This is a genomic window from Burkholderia sp. THE68 (genome assembly GCF_009938265.1).
Classification (GTDB): domain Bacteria; phylum Pseudomonadota; class Gammaproteobacteria; order Burkholderiales; family Burkholderiaceae; genus Caballeronia.
Genome location: NZ_AP022317.1, coordinates 330789 through 349582 on the forward strand (window position 1 = coordinate 330789; position 18794 = coordinate 349582).

14 protein-coding genes are annotated in these 18794 nt (G+C 64.6%); 13 read left to right on the forward strand and 1 reads right to left on the reverse strand.

All coding sequences use genetic code 11. The annotated features are described in order from the left end of the window. Window positions 1–3: 3 nt before the first annotated feature. The 7 genes from BTHE68_RS22855 to BTHE68_RS22885 all read left to right on the forward strand — a co-directional run bounded on the left by BTHE68_RS22855 (window position 4) and on the right by BTHE68_RS22885 (window position 10166). Window positions 4–2370, forward strand: a complete 2367-nt coding sequence (locus BTHE68_RS22855; protein ID WP_162068582.1) for a xanthine dehydrogenase family protein molybdopterin-binding subunit — start codon at window positions 4–6, stop codon at window positions 2368–2370. Between the two features lie 63 nt (window positions 2371–2433). Further along, window positions 2434–3162 (forward strand): enoyl-CoA hydratase/isomerase family protein, encoded by a 729-nt coding sequence (locus tag BTHE68_RS22860; protein ID WP_162068583.1) that lies wholly within the window; start codon window positions 2434–2436, stop codon window positions 3160–3162. A gap of 90 nt (window positions 3163–3252) precedes the next feature. Continuing rightward, the gene (locus BTHE68_RS22865; RefSeq protein ID WP_162068584.1) at window positions 3253–4920 is read left to right on the forward strand and encodes a UbiD family decarboxylase; all 1668 of its coding nucleotides are present in this window, start codon (window positions 3253–3255) and stop codon (window positions 4918–4920) included. Continuing rightward, window positions 4907–5497, forward strand: a complete 591-nt coding sequence (locus tag BTHE68_RS22870) for a UbiX family flavin prenyltransferase (RefSeq protein WP_225936362.1) — start codon at window positions 4907–4909, stop codon at window positions 5495–5497. Before BTHE68_RS22865 ends, BTHE68_RS22870 begins: the two co-directional genes overlap by 14 nt. A gap of 76 nt (window positions 5498–5573) precedes the next feature. Next, window positions 5574–7046, forward strand: coding sequence for an NAD-dependent succinate-semialdehyde dehydrogenase (locus tag BTHE68_RS22875; RefSeq protein WP_162068586.1), 1473 nt, complete (start codon window positions 5574–5576; stop codon window positions 7044–7046). 68 nt (window positions 7047–7114) lie between these two features. Further along, window positions 7115–8776 (forward strand): UbiD family decarboxylase, encoded by a 1662-nt coding sequence (locus BTHE68_RS22880; RefSeq protein WP_162068587.1) that lies wholly within the window; start codon window positions 7115–7117, stop codon window positions 8774–8776. Between the two features lie 31 nt (window positions 8777–8807). After that, entirely contained in the window at window positions 8808–10166 is a 1359-nt protein-coding gene (locus tag BTHE68_RS22885) for an MFS transporter (RefSeq protein WP_162068588.1), read from the forward strand. Window positions 10167–10276: 110 nt separating this feature from the next. Here the strand turns inward: BTHE68_RS22885 and BTHE68_RS22890 are convergent, their stop codons facing one another. Next, window positions 10277–11275, reverse strand: a complete 999-nt coding sequence (locus BTHE68_RS22890; RefSeq protein ID WP_232078091.1) for a LysR family transcriptional regulator — start codon at window positions 11273–11275, stop codon at window positions 10277–10279. Between the two features lie 75 nt (window positions 11276–11350). Here BTHE68_RS22890 and speB point away from each other — a divergent pair, with 75 nt between their 5' ends. The 6 genes from speB to BTHE68_RS22920 all read left to right on the forward strand — a co-directional run bounded on the left by speB (window position 11351) and on the right by BTHE68_RS22920 (window position 18753). Further along, window positions 11351–12325 (forward strand): agmatinase, encoded by a 975-nt coding sequence (gene speB, locus BTHE68_RS22895; protein WP_162068589.1) that lies wholly within the window; start codon window positions 11351–11353, stop codon window positions 12323–12325. 82 nt (window positions 12326–12407) lie between these two features. Next, the gene (locus BTHE68_RS22900; protein ID WP_162068590.1) at window positions 12408–13916 is read left to right on the forward strand and encodes an aldehyde dehydrogenase family protein; all 1509 of its coding nucleotides are present in this window, start codon (window positions 12408–12410) and stop codon (window positions 13914–13916) included. A gap of 82 nt (window positions 13917–13998) precedes the next feature. Then, window positions 13999–15519 carry a purine-cytosine permease family protein gene (locus tag BTHE68_RS22905; RefSeq protein ID WP_162068591.1) on the forward strand — a complete coding sequence of 507 codons (1521 nt, stop codon included), beginning with the start codon at window positions 13999–14001 and terminating at the stop codon, window positions 15517–15519. Window positions 15520–15543: 24 nt separating this feature from the next. Then, window positions 15544–17235: a choline dehydrogenase gene (gene betA / locus BTHE68_RS22910; RefSeq protein WP_162068592.1), complete on the forward strand. Its 1692-nt coding sequence runs from the start codon at window positions 15544–15546 to the stop codon at window positions 17233–17235. A gap of 219 nt (window positions 17236–17454) precedes the next feature. After that, on the forward strand, window positions 17455–17874 hold the full coding sequence (locus BTHE68_RS22915) for a diacylglycerol kinase (protein ID WP_162068593.1): 420 nt from the start codon (window positions 17455–17457) through the stop codon (window positions 17872–17874). 21 nt (window positions 17875–17895) lie between these two features. Continuing rightward, on the forward strand, window positions 17896–18753 hold the full coding sequence (locus BTHE68_RS22920; protein WP_162068594.1) for an AraC family transcriptional regulator: 858 nt from the start codon (window positions 17896–17898) through the stop codon (window positions 18751–18753). The last annotated feature ends 41 nt before the right edge of the window (window positions 18754–18794 follow it).

Below are 18794 nucleotides of genomic sequence, written 5' to 3' on the forward strand. Positions count from 1 at the left end.
ACGATGGAAATTTCCGATCTGAAGGGCGCGCCCACCGACCAGCGTTACATCGGCAAGCGCATCACGCGCACCGAGGACAAGAAGCTGCTGCAAGGCCAGGGCTCCTACGTGGACGACCTGCATCTGCCGAACATGCTGCAGGCCGCCGTGCTGCGCAGCCCGCACGCGCACGCGAAAATCGTGTCGATCGACTGCACCGCTGCCCGCGAACTCAAGGGCGTGCATGCCGTCTACACGCACGCGGACCTGAGCGGCCGCGCACGCGGCCGCGCGCCGTCGATGCTGCCGAATCCGGCGATCCGCTTCGAGCGCACACAGGAACTGCTCGCCTCGACCGAAGTCACGTTCGCGGGCGAAGCGGTGGCATTCGTCGTCGCGGACAACCGCTATATCGCCGAAGACGCGTGCGGTCTCATCGAAGTCGAATACGACACGCTGCCCGCCGTCGCCGACTGCCGCGACGGACTGCGCGCCGAATCGCCGCTTTGCCACACCGACGCGAAAGACAACGTCGTCGCGCATATCGAAATGGGTTTTGGCGACATCGACGCCGCCTTCGAGAATGCGCCGCATGTGGTCGAGGAAACGTACTGGCAGAACCGCGGTTCCGCGCATCCGATGGAAACGCGCGGCTATCTCGCCGAGTATCACGCGACCAACGGCGAGCTGACCGTCTGGTCGTCGGGTCAGGCGCCGCATCACGAGAAGAAGAATCTCGTCGAATTGCTCGAATGGGATGCCGAGAAGCTGCGCGTGCTGATGAACGACGTCGGCGGCGGCTTCGGCCCGAAGCTGCCGTTCTATCCGGAAGAGGCGCTCGTCTCGATCGCGGCGGTCGCGCTCAAGCGTCCCGTGAAATGGATCGAAGACCGGCGCGAGCACTTCCTCGCGGTCACGCAGGAACGCGACCAGTGGTGGACCGTACGCATTGCGCTGGAAAACGACGGCAAGATTCGCGGCGTGAAGCTGGAGATGGTGCATGACAACGGCGCGTTCCTGCCGTGGGGCATCATCACGCCGTACATCTCGATCACGACGACGCCCGGCCCGTACGTGATCCCCGCGATGGGCGCGAAGCTCGACGTCGTCTACACCAACAAGTGCGCGACCTCGCCGGTGCGCGGCGCGGGCCGCCCGCAAGCCGTATTCGCAATGGAGCGGATTCTCGACAAGGCCGCGCGCGCGCTCGGCATCGACCGCGCGGAGCTGCGCTGGCGCAATCTGATCCAGCCGGAGCAGATGCCGTATGACGCGGGCTTCATCTATCGCGACGGCAGTCCGCTGCGCTACGACAGCGGCGACTATCCGGCCTGCCAGAAAGCGGCGCTCGAACGCGCCAACTACGCGAGCTTCGCCGCACGCAAGGCCGAGGCGCGCAGTCAGGGCCGCTTCATCGGCATCGGCATGGCGAGCTTCGTCGAAGGCACCGGCATGGGGCCGTTCGAGGGCGCGACGGTGCGCGTGCAGGCGAATGGCCGCATCGTCGTGATCACCGGCGCATCGCCGCAAGGTCAGGGCCACAAGACGACCTTCGCGCAGATCTGCGCCGAACAACTGAACGTGCCGCTCGAAACGATCGACGTCGTGACCGGCGATACCGGCGGCATCTCGATGGGCGTCGGCACCTTCGCGAGCCGCGTGACGGTGAATGCCGGCAACTCGGTCTATATCGCCGCGCAGGCCGTGGGCGAGAAGATGCTCACGCTCGCCGCGCATCTGTGGCAGTGCGAGCCCGAAGAACTCGTGCTCGTCGAGGGGCACGTGGCGCGCCGCGCGGGCATCGAACAGCGCATGAGCTACGGCCAGCTCGCGAAGATCTCGCAAGGCATGCCGGGCTTCACGATGCCCAAGGGCCTCACCGCCGGCCTCGAAGAAACGAAGTACTTCTCGCCCGCGCAGTCGACGTATTGCAACGGCACTGCTGTCGTGGAACTGGAAGTCGATCGCGAGACCGGCCACATCACGATCCTCAACTACGTGATGGCGCACGACTCCGGCAAGCTCATCAATCCGATGATCGTCGATGGCCAGGTGATCGGCTCGGTCGCGCACGGCATCGGCAACGCGACGCTCGAATGGATGCAGTACGACGAGAACGCGCAACCCACCACGACGAACTTCGGCGAATACCTGCTGCCGATGGCGACCGACGTACCGAACGTCGACATCGTGCATCTCGAAACGCCGTCGCCGCTGAACCCGCTCGGCGTCAAGGGCGCGGGCGAAGGCGGAACGATTCCGGCCGCGGCGGCGATCGTCGCGGCGATCGAGGACGCGCTCTCGGAATACGGCGTCGAGTTCACCGAAGCGCCGCTCGTTCCGCAACGCGTATTTCAGAAGCTCAAGGAGGCCGGCGCCTACGCTCGCTGACTGGTGCGCGCCGGCTCATCAGAAATGTGGATTTCCCGTTTTCATTGACTTTACTTGCCCGCCATGACGACTGAATTCAACGCCGCGCTCCACGATTCGGAATACCGGATCACCCTCTCCCAGCCAGACCTCGGCAACACGCTGACGCTCGAAGCGATGCGCGCGCTCGCCGCCGAGATCCGCAAGGCCGGCCGCGATCCGGAGGTGAAAATCATCCGCATCCGCGCGTCCGGCCCCGCGTTCTGCCGTGGCCGCGCGGTCAGCGCGCCGCCCGCCACGCCGCCGACGTCCGCGCAGTTCCGCCGCAACGTCGCCGATCCGATTCTCGACGTCTATCGCGCGATGCACGAAAGCGAAGTGCCGCTCATCGCCGAAGTGCAAGGCGATGCCGAAGGTTTCGGCTGCGCGCTCGTCACCGCGTGCGACATGGCCATCGCGGCGGACAATGCGCGCTTCAGCCTGCCCGAACTGCAGAAAAACCTGCCGCCGACGCTCGTGCTTTCCGTGCTGCGCCACAAGGTGCCGCCGAAGGCATCCGCGCATCTGGTCTACCTGACCGAGACGATCGATGCCGCGAACGCGCGCGAATGGGGCATCGTCGCCGAAGTCGTGCCGGCCGCGAGCCTGGCCGCGCGCGCCGACGCCATGGTCGCGTCGATCTGCACGCGCGAGCGCATCGCCATCGCCACGCTGAAGACGTATTTCCGCGAGATCACGATTCCCGACTTCTCGCTTGCAAGCGAAGTGGCCGGTGCGTCGCTCGCCAACGCAATGACGTCGATGCGCCGCTGAAACATCGACGCACACGCACTACCCTGCCCGCCGGGCAGCAATCAAAGCAAAGGGCGCCGCGCAACGCGGCGCTTCAAGGGACTTCCAGTCATGGCTGATCAAGACACCTCTTCCACGTCCGCCGCGAACACGGGTTACGCGGACCTGCACGAACACATCGCGCGGCTCGACGCGGCTGGCCTGCTGTATCGAATCGACGAGCCGGTCAATAAAGACACCGAAATGCATCCGCTCGTGCGATGGCAGTTTCGCGGCGGCATTCCCGAAGCCGAACGCCGTGCGTTTCTCTTCACGAACATCGTCGACAGCAAGGGGCGCAAGTACGACATTCCGGTCATCGTCGGCGGCATCGCGGCGAATCCGGAGATTTACCGCATCGGCATGAACGTGCCCTCGCTCGACGATATCGGCGACGCCTGGAATCGCGCGATCGACAATCCGATTCCACCGGTCGTGGTTGAAAGCGGCCCGGTGCACGACATCGTGATCGAAGGAAAAGACCTCGAAGGTTCGGGCAACGGCCTCGAATCGCTGCCGCTGCCGATCTCGACGCCGGGCTTCGATGCCGCGCCCTACATGACGATGACCGGCGTGATTTCGCGCGATCCGGAAACCGGCGTGCAGAACATGGGCACCTATCGCGGGCATCTGAAATCGGCGACGCGTCTCGGCATGATGATGCTCGTGAATCTGCGCGCGGGCGGTCTCGACCACTGGCGCAAGTACGCGGCCAAGGGCGAGAAGATGCCGGTCGCCATCGTGCTCGGCGCGCCGCCCGTCGTCGCGTTCCAGGGGCCGCAGAAGCTGCGTCCGAATGTCGATGAACTGAGCGTCGCCGGTGGTCTTGCCGGCACGCCGGTGCGTGTCGTGAAAGGCCGCACCGTCGATCTGCTGGTGCCCGCCGAAGCGGAAGTGGTCGTCGAAGGTTATGTCGATCCGCAGTATCTCGAACCCGAAGGTCCGTTCGGCGAAAGTCACGGCTATGTCGCGCTGGAGGACTTCAACCTCGTCATCGAGGTCACGGCGATCACGCGGCGCAAGGACGCGGTGCTGACGTCGATCATCTCGCAGGTCACGCCGTCCGAATCGAGCGTCATCAAGCGGCTCGCCTACGAACCGATGTTCCTGCGCCATCTGCGCGACCATCTCGGCATTCGCGGCATCAAGAAGGTATCGCTGCACGAGCCGCTCACGAACCTGCGCCGCTTCGTGTTTCTGCAATTCGAGCGCGGCGCGAAGCGTACGGAAGTCTGGCGCGCGCTGTACGGCACGATGTCGCTGCAGGCTGCGATCGGCAAGTTCGTGATCGCCATTGATGACGACATCGATCCCGACAACGCCGACGCGGTGTTCTGGGCGATGGGCTATCGCTGCAATCCGGTCGAGGACGTGAAGATGATTCCGTACCGCGAGCCGGGCCACGGTCCGCGCTCGGACCACGCGACCGGCCTCGATTCCGCGATGCTGATCGACGCGACCATGAAGGCGCCGATGCCGCCGCTCGCGTTGCCGAAGAAGGAATATATGGAGAACGCGAAGCTGCTGTGGGAGCGCCTCGGCTTGCCGGCGCTCAAGCCCGAGTCGCCGTGGTACGGCTATTCGCTCGGCGACTGGACGGAGGAATGGGACCGCAACGCCGAGCAGGCTACGCGCGGTGAATGGATGCAGCGCGACGCGTCCTACCAGGCGCGGCGTCGCAGCGGCGTCGAACCGAACTCGCCGGCACGCGGCTATGAGGACGATCGTGGCGACCAATAACGGCTCTCCTGAACGGATCATCGTCGGCATCACGGGCGCGTCTGGCGTGATCTACGGGATTCGCGCGCTCGAACTGCTCGCCGAGGCGGGCGTCGAGACGCATCTCGTGATCAGCAAGGCCGCCGAGCTGACGATGACCTACGAAACCGACTTCCGCGCCGCCGATCTGCGCGCGCGCGCGTCGCGATGGTATTCGCCCGGCGACATCGGCGCGGCCATTTCGTCGGGCTCGTTCAAGACGAAAGGCATGCTGATCGTGCCGTGCTCGGTGCGCTCGATGAGCGAGATCGCCACCGGCATCACGAGTTCGCTGGTCAGCCGCGCGGCCGACGTCGTCCTGAAAGAGCGCAGGCGTCTCGTGCTCGGCGTGCGCGAGACGCCGCTGCATGGCGGTCATCTGCGCACGCTCGTGCAGCTCTCCGACATGGGCGCGGTGATCGCGCCGATCGTGCCGGCTTTCTATTCGAAGCCGAAGACGATCGACGACATCGTGAATCACACGATCGGCCGCATGCTCGATCTGTTCGATATCGAAACCGGCGTGGTCAAGCGCTGGAAAGAGCAGCAGGACGAGTAGCGATGCGCCGCTGACGCGCCTTCATCCCCATCACAGGCCCGCCGCGTGCGTCGGCGGCCGCCCTTTTGCGATGACCATGACTGAATCCAATCCGCTTTCCCGGCTCGCCGATCCGAGCCTGTTGCGCACGCTCGCCTATATCGACGGCGCGTGGTGCGGCGCCGACGACGCCCGCACCTTCGCCGTCGACGATCCCGCCACCGGCGCGACGATCGCCGACGTCCCGCTGATGACCGGCGTCGAGACGCGCCGCGCGATCGAGGCGGGCGAACGCGCGCAGCGCGGCTGGCGCGCGCTCACTGGCGCGCAGCGCGCGGCGGTCCTGAAGCGCTGGCACGCGCTGATGATCGCCAATACCGACGACCTCGCGATCATCATGTCGGCCGAGCAAGGCAAGCCGCTCGCGGAAGCGAAGGGCGAAATCGGCTATGCGGCATCGTTCATCGAATGGTTCGCCGAACAGGCCAAACGGGTCGATGGCGACGTGCTCGCCTCGCCTTCCAGCGACAAGCGCATGCTCGTGACGAAAGAGCCGATCGGCGTGTGCGCCGCGATCACGCCGTGGAATTTTCCGGCCGCGATGATCACCCGCAAGGTTGCGCCCGCGCTCGCCGCAGGCTGCGCCATGATCGTGAAGCCCGCCGAAGCCACGCCGCTCTCGGCGCTCGCGCTGGCCGAACTCGCGCATCGCGCAGGCGTTCCGGCGGGCGTGTTCAGTGTGGTCGTCGGCGATCCGCGCGAGATCGGCGCGGAGATGACGGCCAACCCGATCGTGCGCAAGCTCTCATTCACCGGCTCGACGCCGGTGGGCCGGCTGCTGATGAGCCAGTGTGCGCCGACCGTCAAGAAGCTCTCGCTCGAACTGGGCGGCAACGCGCCGTTCATCGTATTCGACGACGCCGATCTCGACGCGGCCGTCGAAGGCGCGCTCGCTTCGAAGTATCGGAACGCCGGACAAACCTGCGTCTGCACGAACCGCTTCTATGTGCAGGACAGCGTGTACGACGCATTCGCCGACAAGTTCGCGGCGGCAGTCGGCCGCATCAAGGTCGGCAACGGCTTCGAGGGCGGCGTCACGCAAGGACCGCTCATCAACGAGGCGGCGATCGGGAAGGTCGAAGCGCATATCGCCGACGCGGTGGCGCACGGCGCGCGCGTGATCACCGGCGGCAAGCGTCATGCTGCGGGCACGCTCTTCTTCGAACCGACCGTGGTGGACGGCGTCACCGCATCGATGCGCTTCGCGACCGAGGAAACCTTCGGCCCGGTCGCCCCGCTCTTTCGCTTTCACGACGAGCGTGAGGCGATCGAAGCGGCGAACGCCACCGAGTTCGGGCTGGCCGCGTACTTCTACAGCCGCGACATCGGCCGGATCTGGCGCGTGTCCGAGGCGCTCGAATACGGGATGGTCGGCATCAACACCGGTCTGATCTCGAACGAAGTCGCGCCGTTCGGCGGCGTCAAGCAGTCGGGCCTCGGTCGCGAAGGCTCGAAGTACGGCATCGAGGAATACCTCGAAATCAAATATCTGTGCATGGGCGGCGTCTGAAGCCTGTCGTGCAAACAAACAATGACCGTGATGAACCCCTCCGCCGGGTCTCACATGAAGGAGAAAGCATGTCGACGTCGCCTCACGATCTTTCGCCTGCGGCAACCGCCGAAGGCGCCCCGCGCGACCTGCAGGAACATATCGCGCGGCTGGAAGCCAAGGGGCTCCTGACCCGCATCGAGCGGCCCATCAACAAGGACACGGAACTGCATCCGCTCGCGCGCTGGCAGTTTCAGGGCGGACTGGACGAAGACCAGCGCCGCGCTTTCCTGTTCACCAACGTGGTCGACGGCGAAGGCCAGACCTATGACATCCCGGTGCTGATCGGCGGTCTCGCGGCCTCGCCGGAGATCTACGCGACCGGGCTGGGCCTGCCGGTCGATCAGATCGGCAAGGTCTGGATGGAGGCGATCGCCGAGCCCATCGCGCCGGTCATGGCGGATGACGCGCCCTGTCAGGAAGTCGTGATCACGGGCGAAGAACTGAAACGCCGCGGGCTGTCGCGGCTGCCGGTGCCGGTGTCCACGCCCGGGTTCGACGCCGCGCCCTATCTCACCGCGACGCTGTGCGTGACCAAGGACCCCGAGAGCGGCGTCCAGAACATGGGCACGTACCGCGCCGCGTTGAAGTCGGAAGACCGGCTGGGCGTACGCATGGCGAGCCGGCTGTCGGGTGCGGGCGGCTATCTGCACTGGGAGAAATATCGCGCAATGGGTCAGCAGATGCCCTGCGCGATCGTGCTGGGCTGCGCGCCGGCCGTGTTGTTCACCGGGCCGCAAAAGCTGCAGATCGATCAGGACGAGATGGCGGTAGCCGGCGGCCTGATGCGCTCGCCGGTCGAGGTGGTGCGCTGCAGGACCATCGACCTCGTCGTCCCGGCCGATGCCGAAATCGTGATCGAAGGCCTGATCGACACCGATGCTCTGGAGCCCGAAGGTCCGTTCGGCGAGAGCCACGGTCATATCGCGCTCGAAGACTACAACATGTCGATGCACGTCACCGCGATCACGATGAAGAAGAAGCCCGTGTTCGTCTCGATCATCAGTCAGGTGACGCCGAGCGAAAGCTCGGTGCTGAAGAAGGTGGCCTATGAGCCGCTGTTCCTCGAGCATCTGCAAAAAGTGATGGGCGTGCGCGGCGTCAAACGGGTGGTGATGCACGAGCCGCTCACCAACCTGCGCAAGGTGATCTTCGTGCAGTTTGCGCGCGGCACGCCGCAGGCGGAGGTCTGGCGCGGCATGCAGGGCGCCGCGACCCTTCAGGCACAGTGCGGCAAGCTGGTCATCGCAGTCTCCGAGGACATCGACCCGGAAAACGCCGATGCCGTCTTCTGGTCGCTGGCGTATCGCTCCGACTTCACGCACGACGTGCATGTGACGCCTTATCGCACGAGCGGCCATGGTCCGAAGTCCGGCCGTGCGCCGCTCGAAAGCACGCTTCTGATCGACGCCACGCTGAAGCACGACATGCCGCCGCTGGCTCTGCCGGCGGAGCGGTACATGACGGCCGCACGCAAGATCTGGGAAGAGCTGAACCTCCCTCATCTGACGCCGCGCCCGCCCTGGCACGGCTACCACCTGGGCGACTGGGACAAGCGCTGGGATGAGTATGCAGATGCGGCGACCTCCGGCGGCTGGCGCGAGACCGGCGAGCGTACGTGGGCCAACCGGCGCGGCGGCGTGAAGCCGGAAACACCGGTTCGCGAAGCCTCGGGCGGCCACGGCGAATAAGCCCTTAGAGCTGGGACATCCGGAGACATCCATGACTCAAAAGATTACCGTCGATATCGCCCAGGTCGTCGAGACGCAGGAGCGGAGCTGGTTCACCGTGACCCTCTTCGTCCTGTGCGCCCTCGTCATGCTGGCGGACGGCTTCGACAATCAGGCCCTGAACTACGCCGCGCCCGGCATCATCAAGGAGTGGGGCATCAACCGAGCCCTGATGACGCCCGTGTTCAACGTCAGCATCGTCGGCTGGATGGCGGGGTCGGTCGTCTTCGCGATGCTGGCGGACCGCATCGGCCGGCGACGCGCGATCCTGCTGGCGACCGTGGTGTTCGGCGGCTTTACCTTCGCCGTGCCCTTCGCGCACGATCTGGTCACACTGTCGATCATGCGTTTCTGCGCCGCGCTCGGCATCGGCGGCGGCATGCCGATGGCGGTCTCGCTGATCACGGACTATGCCCGCTCGGCCAATCGGGGTCTCGTCATCACCCTCCTCTATCTCGGCTATACGGCCGGCTCGTCCGGCGGCGGCCTGCTTGCGGCGGAGATTATTCCCGCCTATGGCTGGCGCTCGGTCTTCTATCTGGGTGGCGCCGGCGCGGTGGTGGTGGGCATCATTCTTCTGATCGGACTGCCTGAATCGATTCGCTATCTGGCCCTGCGCAATCCCGGCAGCGAGCGCATCCTGGCTTATGCCCGCAAGCTCAAGCCCAGCGCGCGGTTTGCCGATGACACGCGCTTCACCATTCAGGAACAGGTACGCACCGGCGTGCCGGTGAGGCACCTCTTCACCGAAGGCCGCTCGGCGATGACCGCCTTTCTGTGGCTGGCGCTCGGCTTTTCGTTCGTCACGCACTTCTTTCTGTCGCAGTGGATGACGACACTGCTCACCGACGAAATCGGCTTTGCCAATGCGGCCCGCAGTCAGGCTCTGTTCCAGCTCGGCGCCGGCTTCAGTTGCTTCTTCGGCTGGATGATCGACAAGAAGGGCATCTCGGTGATGACACTGACGATGATTCTCGGCGCCATTCCGGTGGCGGCGCTCGGCGTGGCCGTAGGTACGGGCGCCGGTCCCACCATGGCGATGGCGCTCGCCTCGGGTCTGCTGGTGCTGGGCGGCAATATCGGTCTCAATGCCATTTCGAGCATGATCTATCCGACCTTCATTCGCTCGACCGCGACCGGCGCTTCGTTCGCGGTGGCGCGCATTGGCGCGATTGTCGGGCCGCTGCTTGCGGGTGTGCTGATCGCTATCGGTACGCCCATCGGGACGATCTTCTTCCTCGGTTCGTTGCCGTTGCTAGCGGCTGGGGTTGCCTGCTTCATGCTCAACAGAGCGATCACGCCCGAAGTGGCGCGGGAGATGTCCTCGCGGTCGGCGCTGTCGCGGCATTAGAGTGAGTGTCGGGGCATCGCTGGATCCCGTATTCGCGTCGGTCTATTGGCGTTGCCCCTGTGCTAATAGATCGACACGATCACGGGATCCCGCGACGACCCTGCCGCGTCCTAAGCGCGCTCCACCCGCAACGCCTCATGACATGCCTGCAGATCCGCCATAAACACCTTCAGTATCGAAGCCATCGAAGCCCCGCGCCGCGTGATTGCACAGAACGGCCAGTTCCCGCCGAATCGTCCGGCGCAGACCCTGCGCATGTCGCCGCTCTCGACCCAGCCGGCAGCATAGTGATTGGGCAGAAACCCCACATACGCCCCTGACAGAATGAGAATGGCCTGCGCCTCGACGTTGTCGACGGTGGCCGCCGCCTTGCTCGCGCTCAGCATCCGCAGATCGTGCTGCTGAAAGTAACCCCGCGCGACGATCCGGCTTTCGGCGATCATCTCGCTGGACACCTCAGCATCGAACGCGCTCGCGTAAAGCGGATTGCCCCTGCCGCAGTAAAGGCCGTCCGCTTCCACATATAGCTCGTCGTAGCTCAGCCCCGGCACGTGAATCGGAAAGTGGCCGATCGCAACGTGCAGCCGCCCGTCGAGCACGCGTTCCTCGAGTTCGGCCGGTGAGCCGACATAGATATCGACGTGCACATCGTGTCCACGCGATACGAACTTCTGCAACGCATGCGGCAGCGGCGAGGTTTTGTCGGAAACCGTATTGTCGATGGTTCCGAGGTAGAGCCTGCCCGAGATGTGCTTCTTCAGCGCATCGGTATCCATACAAAATGCTTCCACCGCGATCTGCAGCCGTTGCGCCGCCTCAAAGGTCGCGATGCCATGCTCGGTCAGCCGGAAGCCGCCCCGCCCCCGTTCGCAGAGCTTGAGCCCGAGACGGGTCTCGAGCGTCGTCATCTGTTCGCTGATCGTCGACTGGCTCACGTTCAGGCTCGCCTGCGCGGCCGAAAAGCCGCCGCATCGCACCACGGCCATGAAGACGCGCAGCAGCTTGAGATCAACGTCCTGCAATTGGGTCATCGGGTGCCGCCTCCCCTCGTCGTTGCTTCGGATTATCCGATGTGAACATCCGATACTCGTGATTTTTACGCCCGTCATTCCTGTTCATAGTTTCTCAAAACAACGCGCAGGCTCAAACCTGCGGTCCAACTTGACAGAACAGGAGATGCTGAAATGCAGGGCAACAGCTATGAATCCGGGCGACTCAACCTGCCGTTCGTCGGCCATTGCACGTTCGCGAAGTCGCCGGTGTGCCTCGACTGGAACCGGATCGACGCCGATGTGGCGATCCTCGGCGCGCCGAACGACATGGGCACGCAATGGCGCTCCGGCGCCCGCTTCGGGCCGCGCAGCATCCGCGAAGCGTCGACGCTGTTCTCGTTCGGCCATGCGGGCGCTTACGACCACGAAGACGACGTGCTGTATCTGAGCCGCGACCAGTTGCGCATGGTCGACGTCGGCGACGCCGATATCGTGCACACCGACATGGCGAGCAGCAACGCGAACATCGAACTCGCGGTGCGCAAGATACTCGAATGCGGCGCGATGCCCATCACGCTGGGCGGCGACCATTCGATCCACGCGCCGGTCATCAAGGCGTTCGAGGGAAAAGGACCGATTCACATCATCCATTTCGATGCGCATCTGGACTTCGTCGACGAGCGCCACGGCGTGCGCTACGGGCACGGCAATCCGCTGCGCCGTGCATCCGAGATGGCGCATATCGTCGGCATGACGCAACTCGGCATTCGCAACGTGTCGTCGTCGAACCGCGAAGACTATGACGCGGCGCGCCGTGCCGGCTCGGAAATCCTGTCGGTGCGCGACGTGCGCAAGCTCGGCACGGAAGGCGTGCTCGCCCGGGTTCCGGAAGGCGCGGCCTACTATATAACCATCGACATCGACGGCTTCGATCCGTCCATCGCGCCTGGCACGGGCACGCCGAGCCACGGCGGCTTCCAGTACTACGAGGTGCTCGAGATCATCCAGGCGCTCGCCCGGCGCAGCCGCGGAAACATCGTAGGAATGGATCTCGTGGAAGTCGCGCCCGCCTACGACCCCGCCGGCGTCACGCCGATTCTCGCCGCTCAACTGCTGATGAATTCGATCGGCTTCATCTTTCACGAGCGCAGCAAGGCCAAGCGCTGACGACGCGCCAGCACATCCACGGTTCACATCGACACTCACGGGGCTCGACATCATGAAGCCCCGGACCAACAGGAGACGAGTTTTGGATACCAATGTCCGCGACTATCTGAATCGGTTCGGCGTTCAGGAAGCCACCACGCGCTTTTTGAACAAGCCGCAGAAAATGTTCATTGGCGGCGAGTGGGTGCCGGGCGGCGCGGGAGAGACGCTCGATGTGATCGAGCCGTCGACCACCGGCGTCATCACGCAGATTCCGCTCGCCACCGTCGACGATCTCGACCGCGCGGTGCGCGCCGCGCGCGCCCAGTTCGATGGCGGTCCGTGGCGCAAGCTCAAGCCGCTCGAACGGGAGCGCCTGCTGCACCGGCTCGCCGATCTGATCGAAGCCAACGCGGCCGAACTCGCGGAAATCGAATCGATCGACATGGGCAAGTCCGCCGCGCAGGCGCGTGACGTCGACGTGCAGGGCACCATCGATACGTTCCGCTACTTCGCGGGCTGGGCGTCGAAGCTGCACGGACGCACCGTCGAGCCTTCGCTGCCGGGCGACTACGTCGCCTATACGCGCAAGGAGCCGGTCGGCGTGGTCGGCATCATCGTGCCGTGGAATTTTCCGCTGCAAACCATGGCGTGGAAGCTCGCGGCCGCGCTCGCCGTGGGCTGCACGGCGGTCATCAAGCCCGCCGAACTCACCTCGCTGTCGACGCTGCGCTTCGCCGAGCTCGTGCAGGAGGCCGGCATTCCGCCAGGCGTCGTCAATGTCGTGACGGGACGCGGCGGCGTGATCGGTGCGGCGCTCGCGCGTCATCCCGGCATCGACAAGCTCACCTTCACCGGCTCGACCGACGTCGGCCGCAACGTGGGACAGGCGGCCGTGCACGATATCCGTCGCGTGACGCTGGAACTCGGCGGCAAGTCGCCGGTGCTCGTGCTCGACGACGCGGACGTCGACGCCGCCGCGCACGCCGTGGCGAACGGCATGTTCTTCAACTCCGGCCAGGTCTGCGACGCTGGCACGCGCGTGTATGTCCAGCGCAAGATTCACGAACGCTTTCTCGCTGCGCTCATCGATTACACGCGCACCCTGAAGATCGCTCCGGGCCTCGATCCCGATTGCTTCATCGGTCCTTTGGTGTCGGCGCTGCAAAAGGAACGCGTGAGCGCATACATCGACGCGGGTCGACGCGAAGGAGCCGAACTCGTCTACGGCGGGCGCAGACGGGAAGAAACCGGTTATTTCGTCGAGCCCGCGATCTTCGCCCATTGCCGCAACTCGATGAAGATCGTCCGTGAAGAGATCTTCGGCCCCGTTCTCGTGACCTCGCCATTCGACGACATCGGCGAAGCCGTGCGGCTCGCGAACGACTCGCCCTATGGTCTCGCCGCGGCCATCTATTCGAACGACGTGAATCGCATCCACGCGCTGGTGCCGCAACTGCGCGCGGGCAGCGTCTACGTGAACGCGCACAGCACGATCGACCCGGCGATGCCGTTCGGCGGATTCAAGGAATCGGGCTTCGGCAAGGACCTCGGGATGGAGCAGCTCGACCATCTGACGGAGACCAAGGCCGTCTGGATCACGCTGCACTGAGCCGCTTTGCCCTCCGCTTTTTCCTCTGCTTTTTCCTCTGCTTTTTCCTCTCATGGCATCAGCTTACTGATCGAGGTATGCGATGGAATCATATGAAAGCGCCGCGAACGCAAGCGCGGCGGCAAGCGAACACGGAGCAATAGAAGGTCATTCGATCGACTTCATTCCCGAGCACGAGCGAACCGACCGGTTATCGAGGCAAGGTCCCTTCTGGTTTCTCGGCAACTTCACATTCTTCACGATGACGATCGGCTTCGTCGGCCCGAGCGTCGGACTGACTTCGTGGTGGACGACGGTCGCCGGTACGCTCGGCATCATGTTCGGCACGCTGTTCATGGCGTTTCACGGCTCGCAGGGTCCTCATCTCGGCTTGCCGCAGATGATCCAGTCGCGCGCGCAGTTCGGCTATCGCGGCGTGATTCTGGTGCTGTTCGCCACCCTGTTCGTGTTCGCGGGCTTCAACATCGTCAATCTCGTGTTGATGATGCAGGGCCTGAAAACACTGTTCGGATGGGACCCGTTCAGGATCGCGCTGGCCGTCACCGTGCCCGCGTCGATACTCGCCGTGCTCGGCCACGACTGGATGCACCGCAGCTTCAAGTGGGCGCTTTACCTGTCGCTCCCGCTGTATGGTCTCGTCACGCTTGCGGTGCTGATGCACTGGGTTCACGACATCCCGCTTCCCGCAGCAGCCGCAGGCGCAACACCGCCCGCGCCGCTCGGCTTCAACTGGACGGGATTCATCGCCCAGTTCGCGGCGGCCGCGAGCTACAACATCGCCTACGCGCCCTATGTGTCCGACTACTCGCGCTATCTGCCGAAGAACACGCCGGGCGGCAAGCTGATCGCGGCGGTGTTCGTGGGCGCGTCGCTGTCGGGTGCGTGGATGATCGCCGTGGGCGGCTGGCTCGCCGATCACCTGCATGCGAGCGATGTGCTCGTCGCGCTCAATCAGGTCGGCAGCGATCTCGCGCCGGGACTCGGCAGCGTGGTGGTCGCCGTCACGATCATCGCGTTCCTGCCGGTCATTGCGATGAACATCTACAGCGCGAAGCTCACGGCCATCACGGGTGTCGATTCGTTCAGGAAGTTGCGGCCGACGGCCCGCACGCGCATCGTCGCGGTGCTCTTCGTCGTGTGTCTGCAACTCGGCGTCGCGTTGAGCATCTACACGTCGGGCAAGGGACTGTCGGTGCTGAACATCTATCTCGTCGTGATGCTGTACTTCCTCGTGCCGTGGACGGCGGTCAATCTCACCGACTACTTCTTCGTGCGCAAGGGCCGCTATGCGATTCCGCATTTCTTCATGCCGCACGGCAGCGTGTACGGCGCGTGGGGCGCGCGTGGCCTGATTTCATACGTGATCGGCTTCGCCGCGATGATCCCCTTCTTCTGCATCTTCGACGGTCAGGACGAAGTCTACGTCGGTCCGCTCGCACGGGCGATCGGCAGTGTCGATCTCGCGTGGCTGGTCGGCCTGATCGTTTCGGGCGTCGCGTACTTCCTGCTCGCGCGCTCGCTCGACATGAGAAACGAAGAAGTGATCATCCACCACATCGAAAAGACGCAGCCGCAGTACACGACAGGCGACAAGCGCTTCTGAACAGTCAAGGATCAGGAAAAAGTCATGTCAACCGATCAATACGATTACATCATCGTCGGCGCGGGTTCGGCCGGATGCGTGCTGGCCAACCGCCTCACCGAAGACCCGTCCGTGCGCGTGCTGGTGCTGGAATACGGCGGCAGCGACCGCAGCATCATCATCCAGATGCCGAGCGCCTTCTCGATGCCGATGAACACGAAGAAGTACAACTGGAAATACCAGACCGCGCCGGAACCGTATCTCGACGGACGCCAGTTGCACTGTCCGCGCGGCAAGGTGCTCGGCGGGTCGTCGTCGATCAACGGCCTCGTCTACATTCGCGGCCATGCATACGACTTCGACGAATGGGAATCGCTCGGCGCGCGCGGCTGGGGCTATGCGAACTGCCTGCCGTATTTCCGGCGCGCGGAGAGCTACAAGTTCGGCGGCGACGAGTATCGCGGCGCGAGCGGCCCCTTGTCGACGAACAACGGCAACAACATGCGCAATCCGCTGTACGGCGCTTGGGTCGAAGCGGGCGCGCAGGCGGGCTACATCAAGACGGACGATTGCAACGGTCACATGCAGGAAGGCTTCGGCGCGATGCACATGACCGTCAAGGACGGCGTGCGCTGGTCCACCGCGAATGCCTACTTGCGTCCGGCGATGACCCGGCCCAATCTGCATGTCGTGACCAACGCGATGACGCATCGCGTGCTGATCGAGGGCAAGCGCGCGGTCGGCGTGGTCTACGAACAGGGCGGCACGACGCGTACCGCGCGCTGCCGCGCCGAAGTGCTGATCTCGTCGGGACCGATCGGCTCGCCTCATCTGCTGCAGCGCTCGGGCATCGGACCGTCGCAGGTGCTGCGTGGCGCGGGCGTCGAAGTCCGGCACGATCTGCCGGGCGTCGGCGAGAGTCTGCAGGATCACGCGGAAATCTATATCCAGTACGCCTGCAAGCAGCCGGTCACGCTCAACAGCAGAATGGACCCGTTCAGCAAGTTCATGATCGGGCTGCGCTGGCTGCTCTTCAAGGACGGACTCGGCGCCAGCAATCATTTCGAAGCAGGCGGCTTCATTCGCTCAGAAGCGGGACTGCGCTGGCCGGACATCCAGTTCCACTTCCTGCCCGCCGCGATGCGCTATGACGGCGACAAACCGCTCAAGGGGCATGGGTTCATGGTGCTCACCGGACCCAACAAGCCGAAGAGCCGGGGCTACGTGCGCCTGAACGCGGCCGATCCGTACGTGCATCCCGAGATCCGCTTCAACTACCTCGAACGCGAGGAAGACCGCGAGGGCTTCCGGCGTTGCGTGCGCCTCACGCGGGAAATCATCGCGCAGCCTGCGATGGATGCGTTTCGCGATGTCGAACTTGCGCCGGGGCCGGACGTCCGCACGGACGCGGAGATCGACGCCTTCGTCCGGAAGAACCTGGAAAGCACGATGCACCCCTGCGGTTCGTGCCGGATGGGCGAAGACGAGATGGCCGTGGTGGATTCCGAACTGCGCGTGCGTGGCATGGACGGCCTGCGCGTGATCGACTCGTCCGTGTTTCCGACCGAGCCGAACGGCAATTTGAACGCGCCCACGATCATGCTGGCGGAACGCGCCGCCGACCTGGTTAAGGGCATCCCGACGCTCGAACCTTCGCACGCGGAAGTGGGACTCGCGCAAGGCTGGGAAACGCGGCAACGCACGCATCAGCCCGAACGCAAGTTGCATCACGTGTGAGTGTCGGGCGGCGGCTTGTTCGTCTCATCATGAATGCGGGGCTTCGGCCTCGATGCTTGCAGGCTCGGGCATCGAGGCCGAGTGAATCGCGTCGCGATCCTCAGACGGCGGCGGGATTGACCGTTAGTTGCGGGTCGTCCTGTTTGCGCAACGGTTGCATAATCTATGGGAGTGCGCGTCAAGCCAGACATCCCTTCATCGAAATCGCCGCGTCGCGTCATGGTTCGATCTACGTCTTCCCCCAAACCCGTGCCCATCAAGCGCAGTGGGCTTTTGCACGGCCTGTTCGCGCTGCGTCACTCGCGCAACGGCATCGTCGCCACCTGGCGCGAGGAAAGCGCGTTTCGCCAGGAGGTCTGCGTCGCGGCCGTGCTGCTTCCGATCGTGCCCTTCGTGCCGGTGAGCGCCGCCGAGCACGTGCTGCTCGCGGCTTCGGTGTTGCTCGTGCTGCTCGTCGAACTGATCAATTCGAGCATCGAAGCGGCCATCGACCGCATTTCGCTCGAACGTCACGAACTCTCCGGGCGCGCGAAAGACTGCGGCAGCGCGGCGGTTACAGTGTCCATCGTCATCGGAGCGTTGGCGTGGGGCGTGATCTGCGGGCCGCTCGCGTGGCGCTGGCTGAGCGCGCATTTCTGAGGTTGCCGGGGCGAATGAGCGATGACGGGCACAAGCGTATCCAACGGGCGAATCGATGACTGGCTCGCCGCGCGGCGCGATCCCGAGACGGGTATCGAAGCGCTGCGCGCGCATTTCCGCGGTCAGGCCTATGATCCGCACGATCATGACGACATGCTGATCGGCTACACCGAGCAGGGCGTGCAACGCTTTCAATGCCATCGGTCCCTGCACACGAGCGTTCCGGGCCGCGCGATCCTGATCGAGCCCGGCGCGCTGCACGACGGGCATGCGCCGGAAGCGAGCGGCTTCACCTACGCCATGCTGTATCTGCCGCAAGGCTGGGTCGAGCACGCGGCGCGCCAGTTGAATCTGCCCGGATTGCGCGGCGTCGAGGCCGCCTTTCGCCAAACGCTGGTGGATGATCGCCGTCTCGTCGACGCGATCCAGGCGGCGTTCTTCGCCACGTTCCATGACGAAGGCAGGCTGGCCCGCGACCAGGCACTCGATCATCTGCTGACGCAACTCGGCGGCCAGTTGCGCGACGCGCCGGCGATGACTACCCTAGCAGCGCCGCTTGCCGCCCTTCGCGCGCGCGATCTCCTGCACGAACAGATGGACGGCAACATCGGACTCGATGAACTGGCTACGGTTACCGGAATCGACCGGTTTCAGTTGACGCGCCTTTTCAAGCGCACGTTCGGCACGTCGCCGCACGCGTACCTCGTGCGCTTGCGCCTGCGCGCCGCCCGTCGATTGCTGGCGAGCGGTCATCGGCCCGCGCAGGTTGCCGCGATGGTCGGATTCTCCGATCAGAGTCACCTTGGCCGCTGGTTCAACCGCGCCTATCGGATGACGCCTGCGGCCTATCGGCAGATGTGCACAAACGTTCCAGACTGATCGCGGCGGATCGCGGACCATGAGCGTTCCAAGGAGGAACA

Bases quoted from the DNA above. Each gene is read 5' to 3' on its own strand.
- BTHE68_RS22855 (WP_162068582.1), top strand. From the start codon at position 4: ATGGAAATTTCCGATCTGAAGGGCGCGCCCACCGACCAGCGTTACATC.
- BTHE68_RS22860 (WP_162068583.1), top strand. From the start codon at position 2,434: ATGACGACTGAATTCAACGCCGCGCTCCACGATTCGGAATACCGGATC.
- BTHE68_RS22865 (WP_162068584.1), top strand. From the start codon at position 3,253: ATGGCTGATCAAGACACCTCTTCCACGTCCGCCGCGAACACGGGTTAC.
- BTHE68_RS22875 (WP_162068586.1), top strand. From the start codon at position 5,574: ATGACTGAATCCAATCCGCTTTCCCGGCTCGCCGATCCGAGCCTGTTG.
- BTHE68_RS22880 (WP_162068587.1), top strand. From the start codon at position 7,115: ATGTCGACGTCGCCTCACGATCTTTCGCCTGCGGCAACCGCCGAAGGC.
- BTHE68_RS22885 (WP_162068588.1), top strand. From the start codon at position 8,808: ATGACTCAAAAGATTACCGTCGATATCGCCCAGGTCGTCGAGACGCAG.
- BTHE68_RS22890 (WP_232078091.1), bottom strand. From the start codon at position 11,275: ATGACGGGCGTAAAAATCACGAGTATCGGATGTTCACATCGGATAATC.
- speB (WP_162068589.1), top strand. From the start codon at position 11,351: ATGCAGGGCAACAGCTATGAATCCGGGCGACTCAACCTGCCGTTCGTC.
- BTHE68_RS22905 (WP_162068591.1), top strand. From the start codon at position 13,999: ATGGAATCATATGAAAGCGCCGCGAACGCAAGCGCGGCGGCAAGCGAA.
- betA (WP_162068592.1), top strand. From the start codon at position 15,544: ATGTCAACCGATCAATACGATTACATCATCGTCGGCGCGGGTTCGGCC.
- BTHE68_RS22915 (WP_162068593.1), top strand. From the start codon at position 17,455: ATGGTTCGATCTACGTCTTCCCCCAAACCCGTGCCCATCAAGCGCAGT.
- BTHE68_RS22920 (WP_162068594.1), top strand. From the start codon at position 17,896: ATGACGGGCACAAGCGTATCCAACGGGCGAATCGATGACTGGCTCGCC.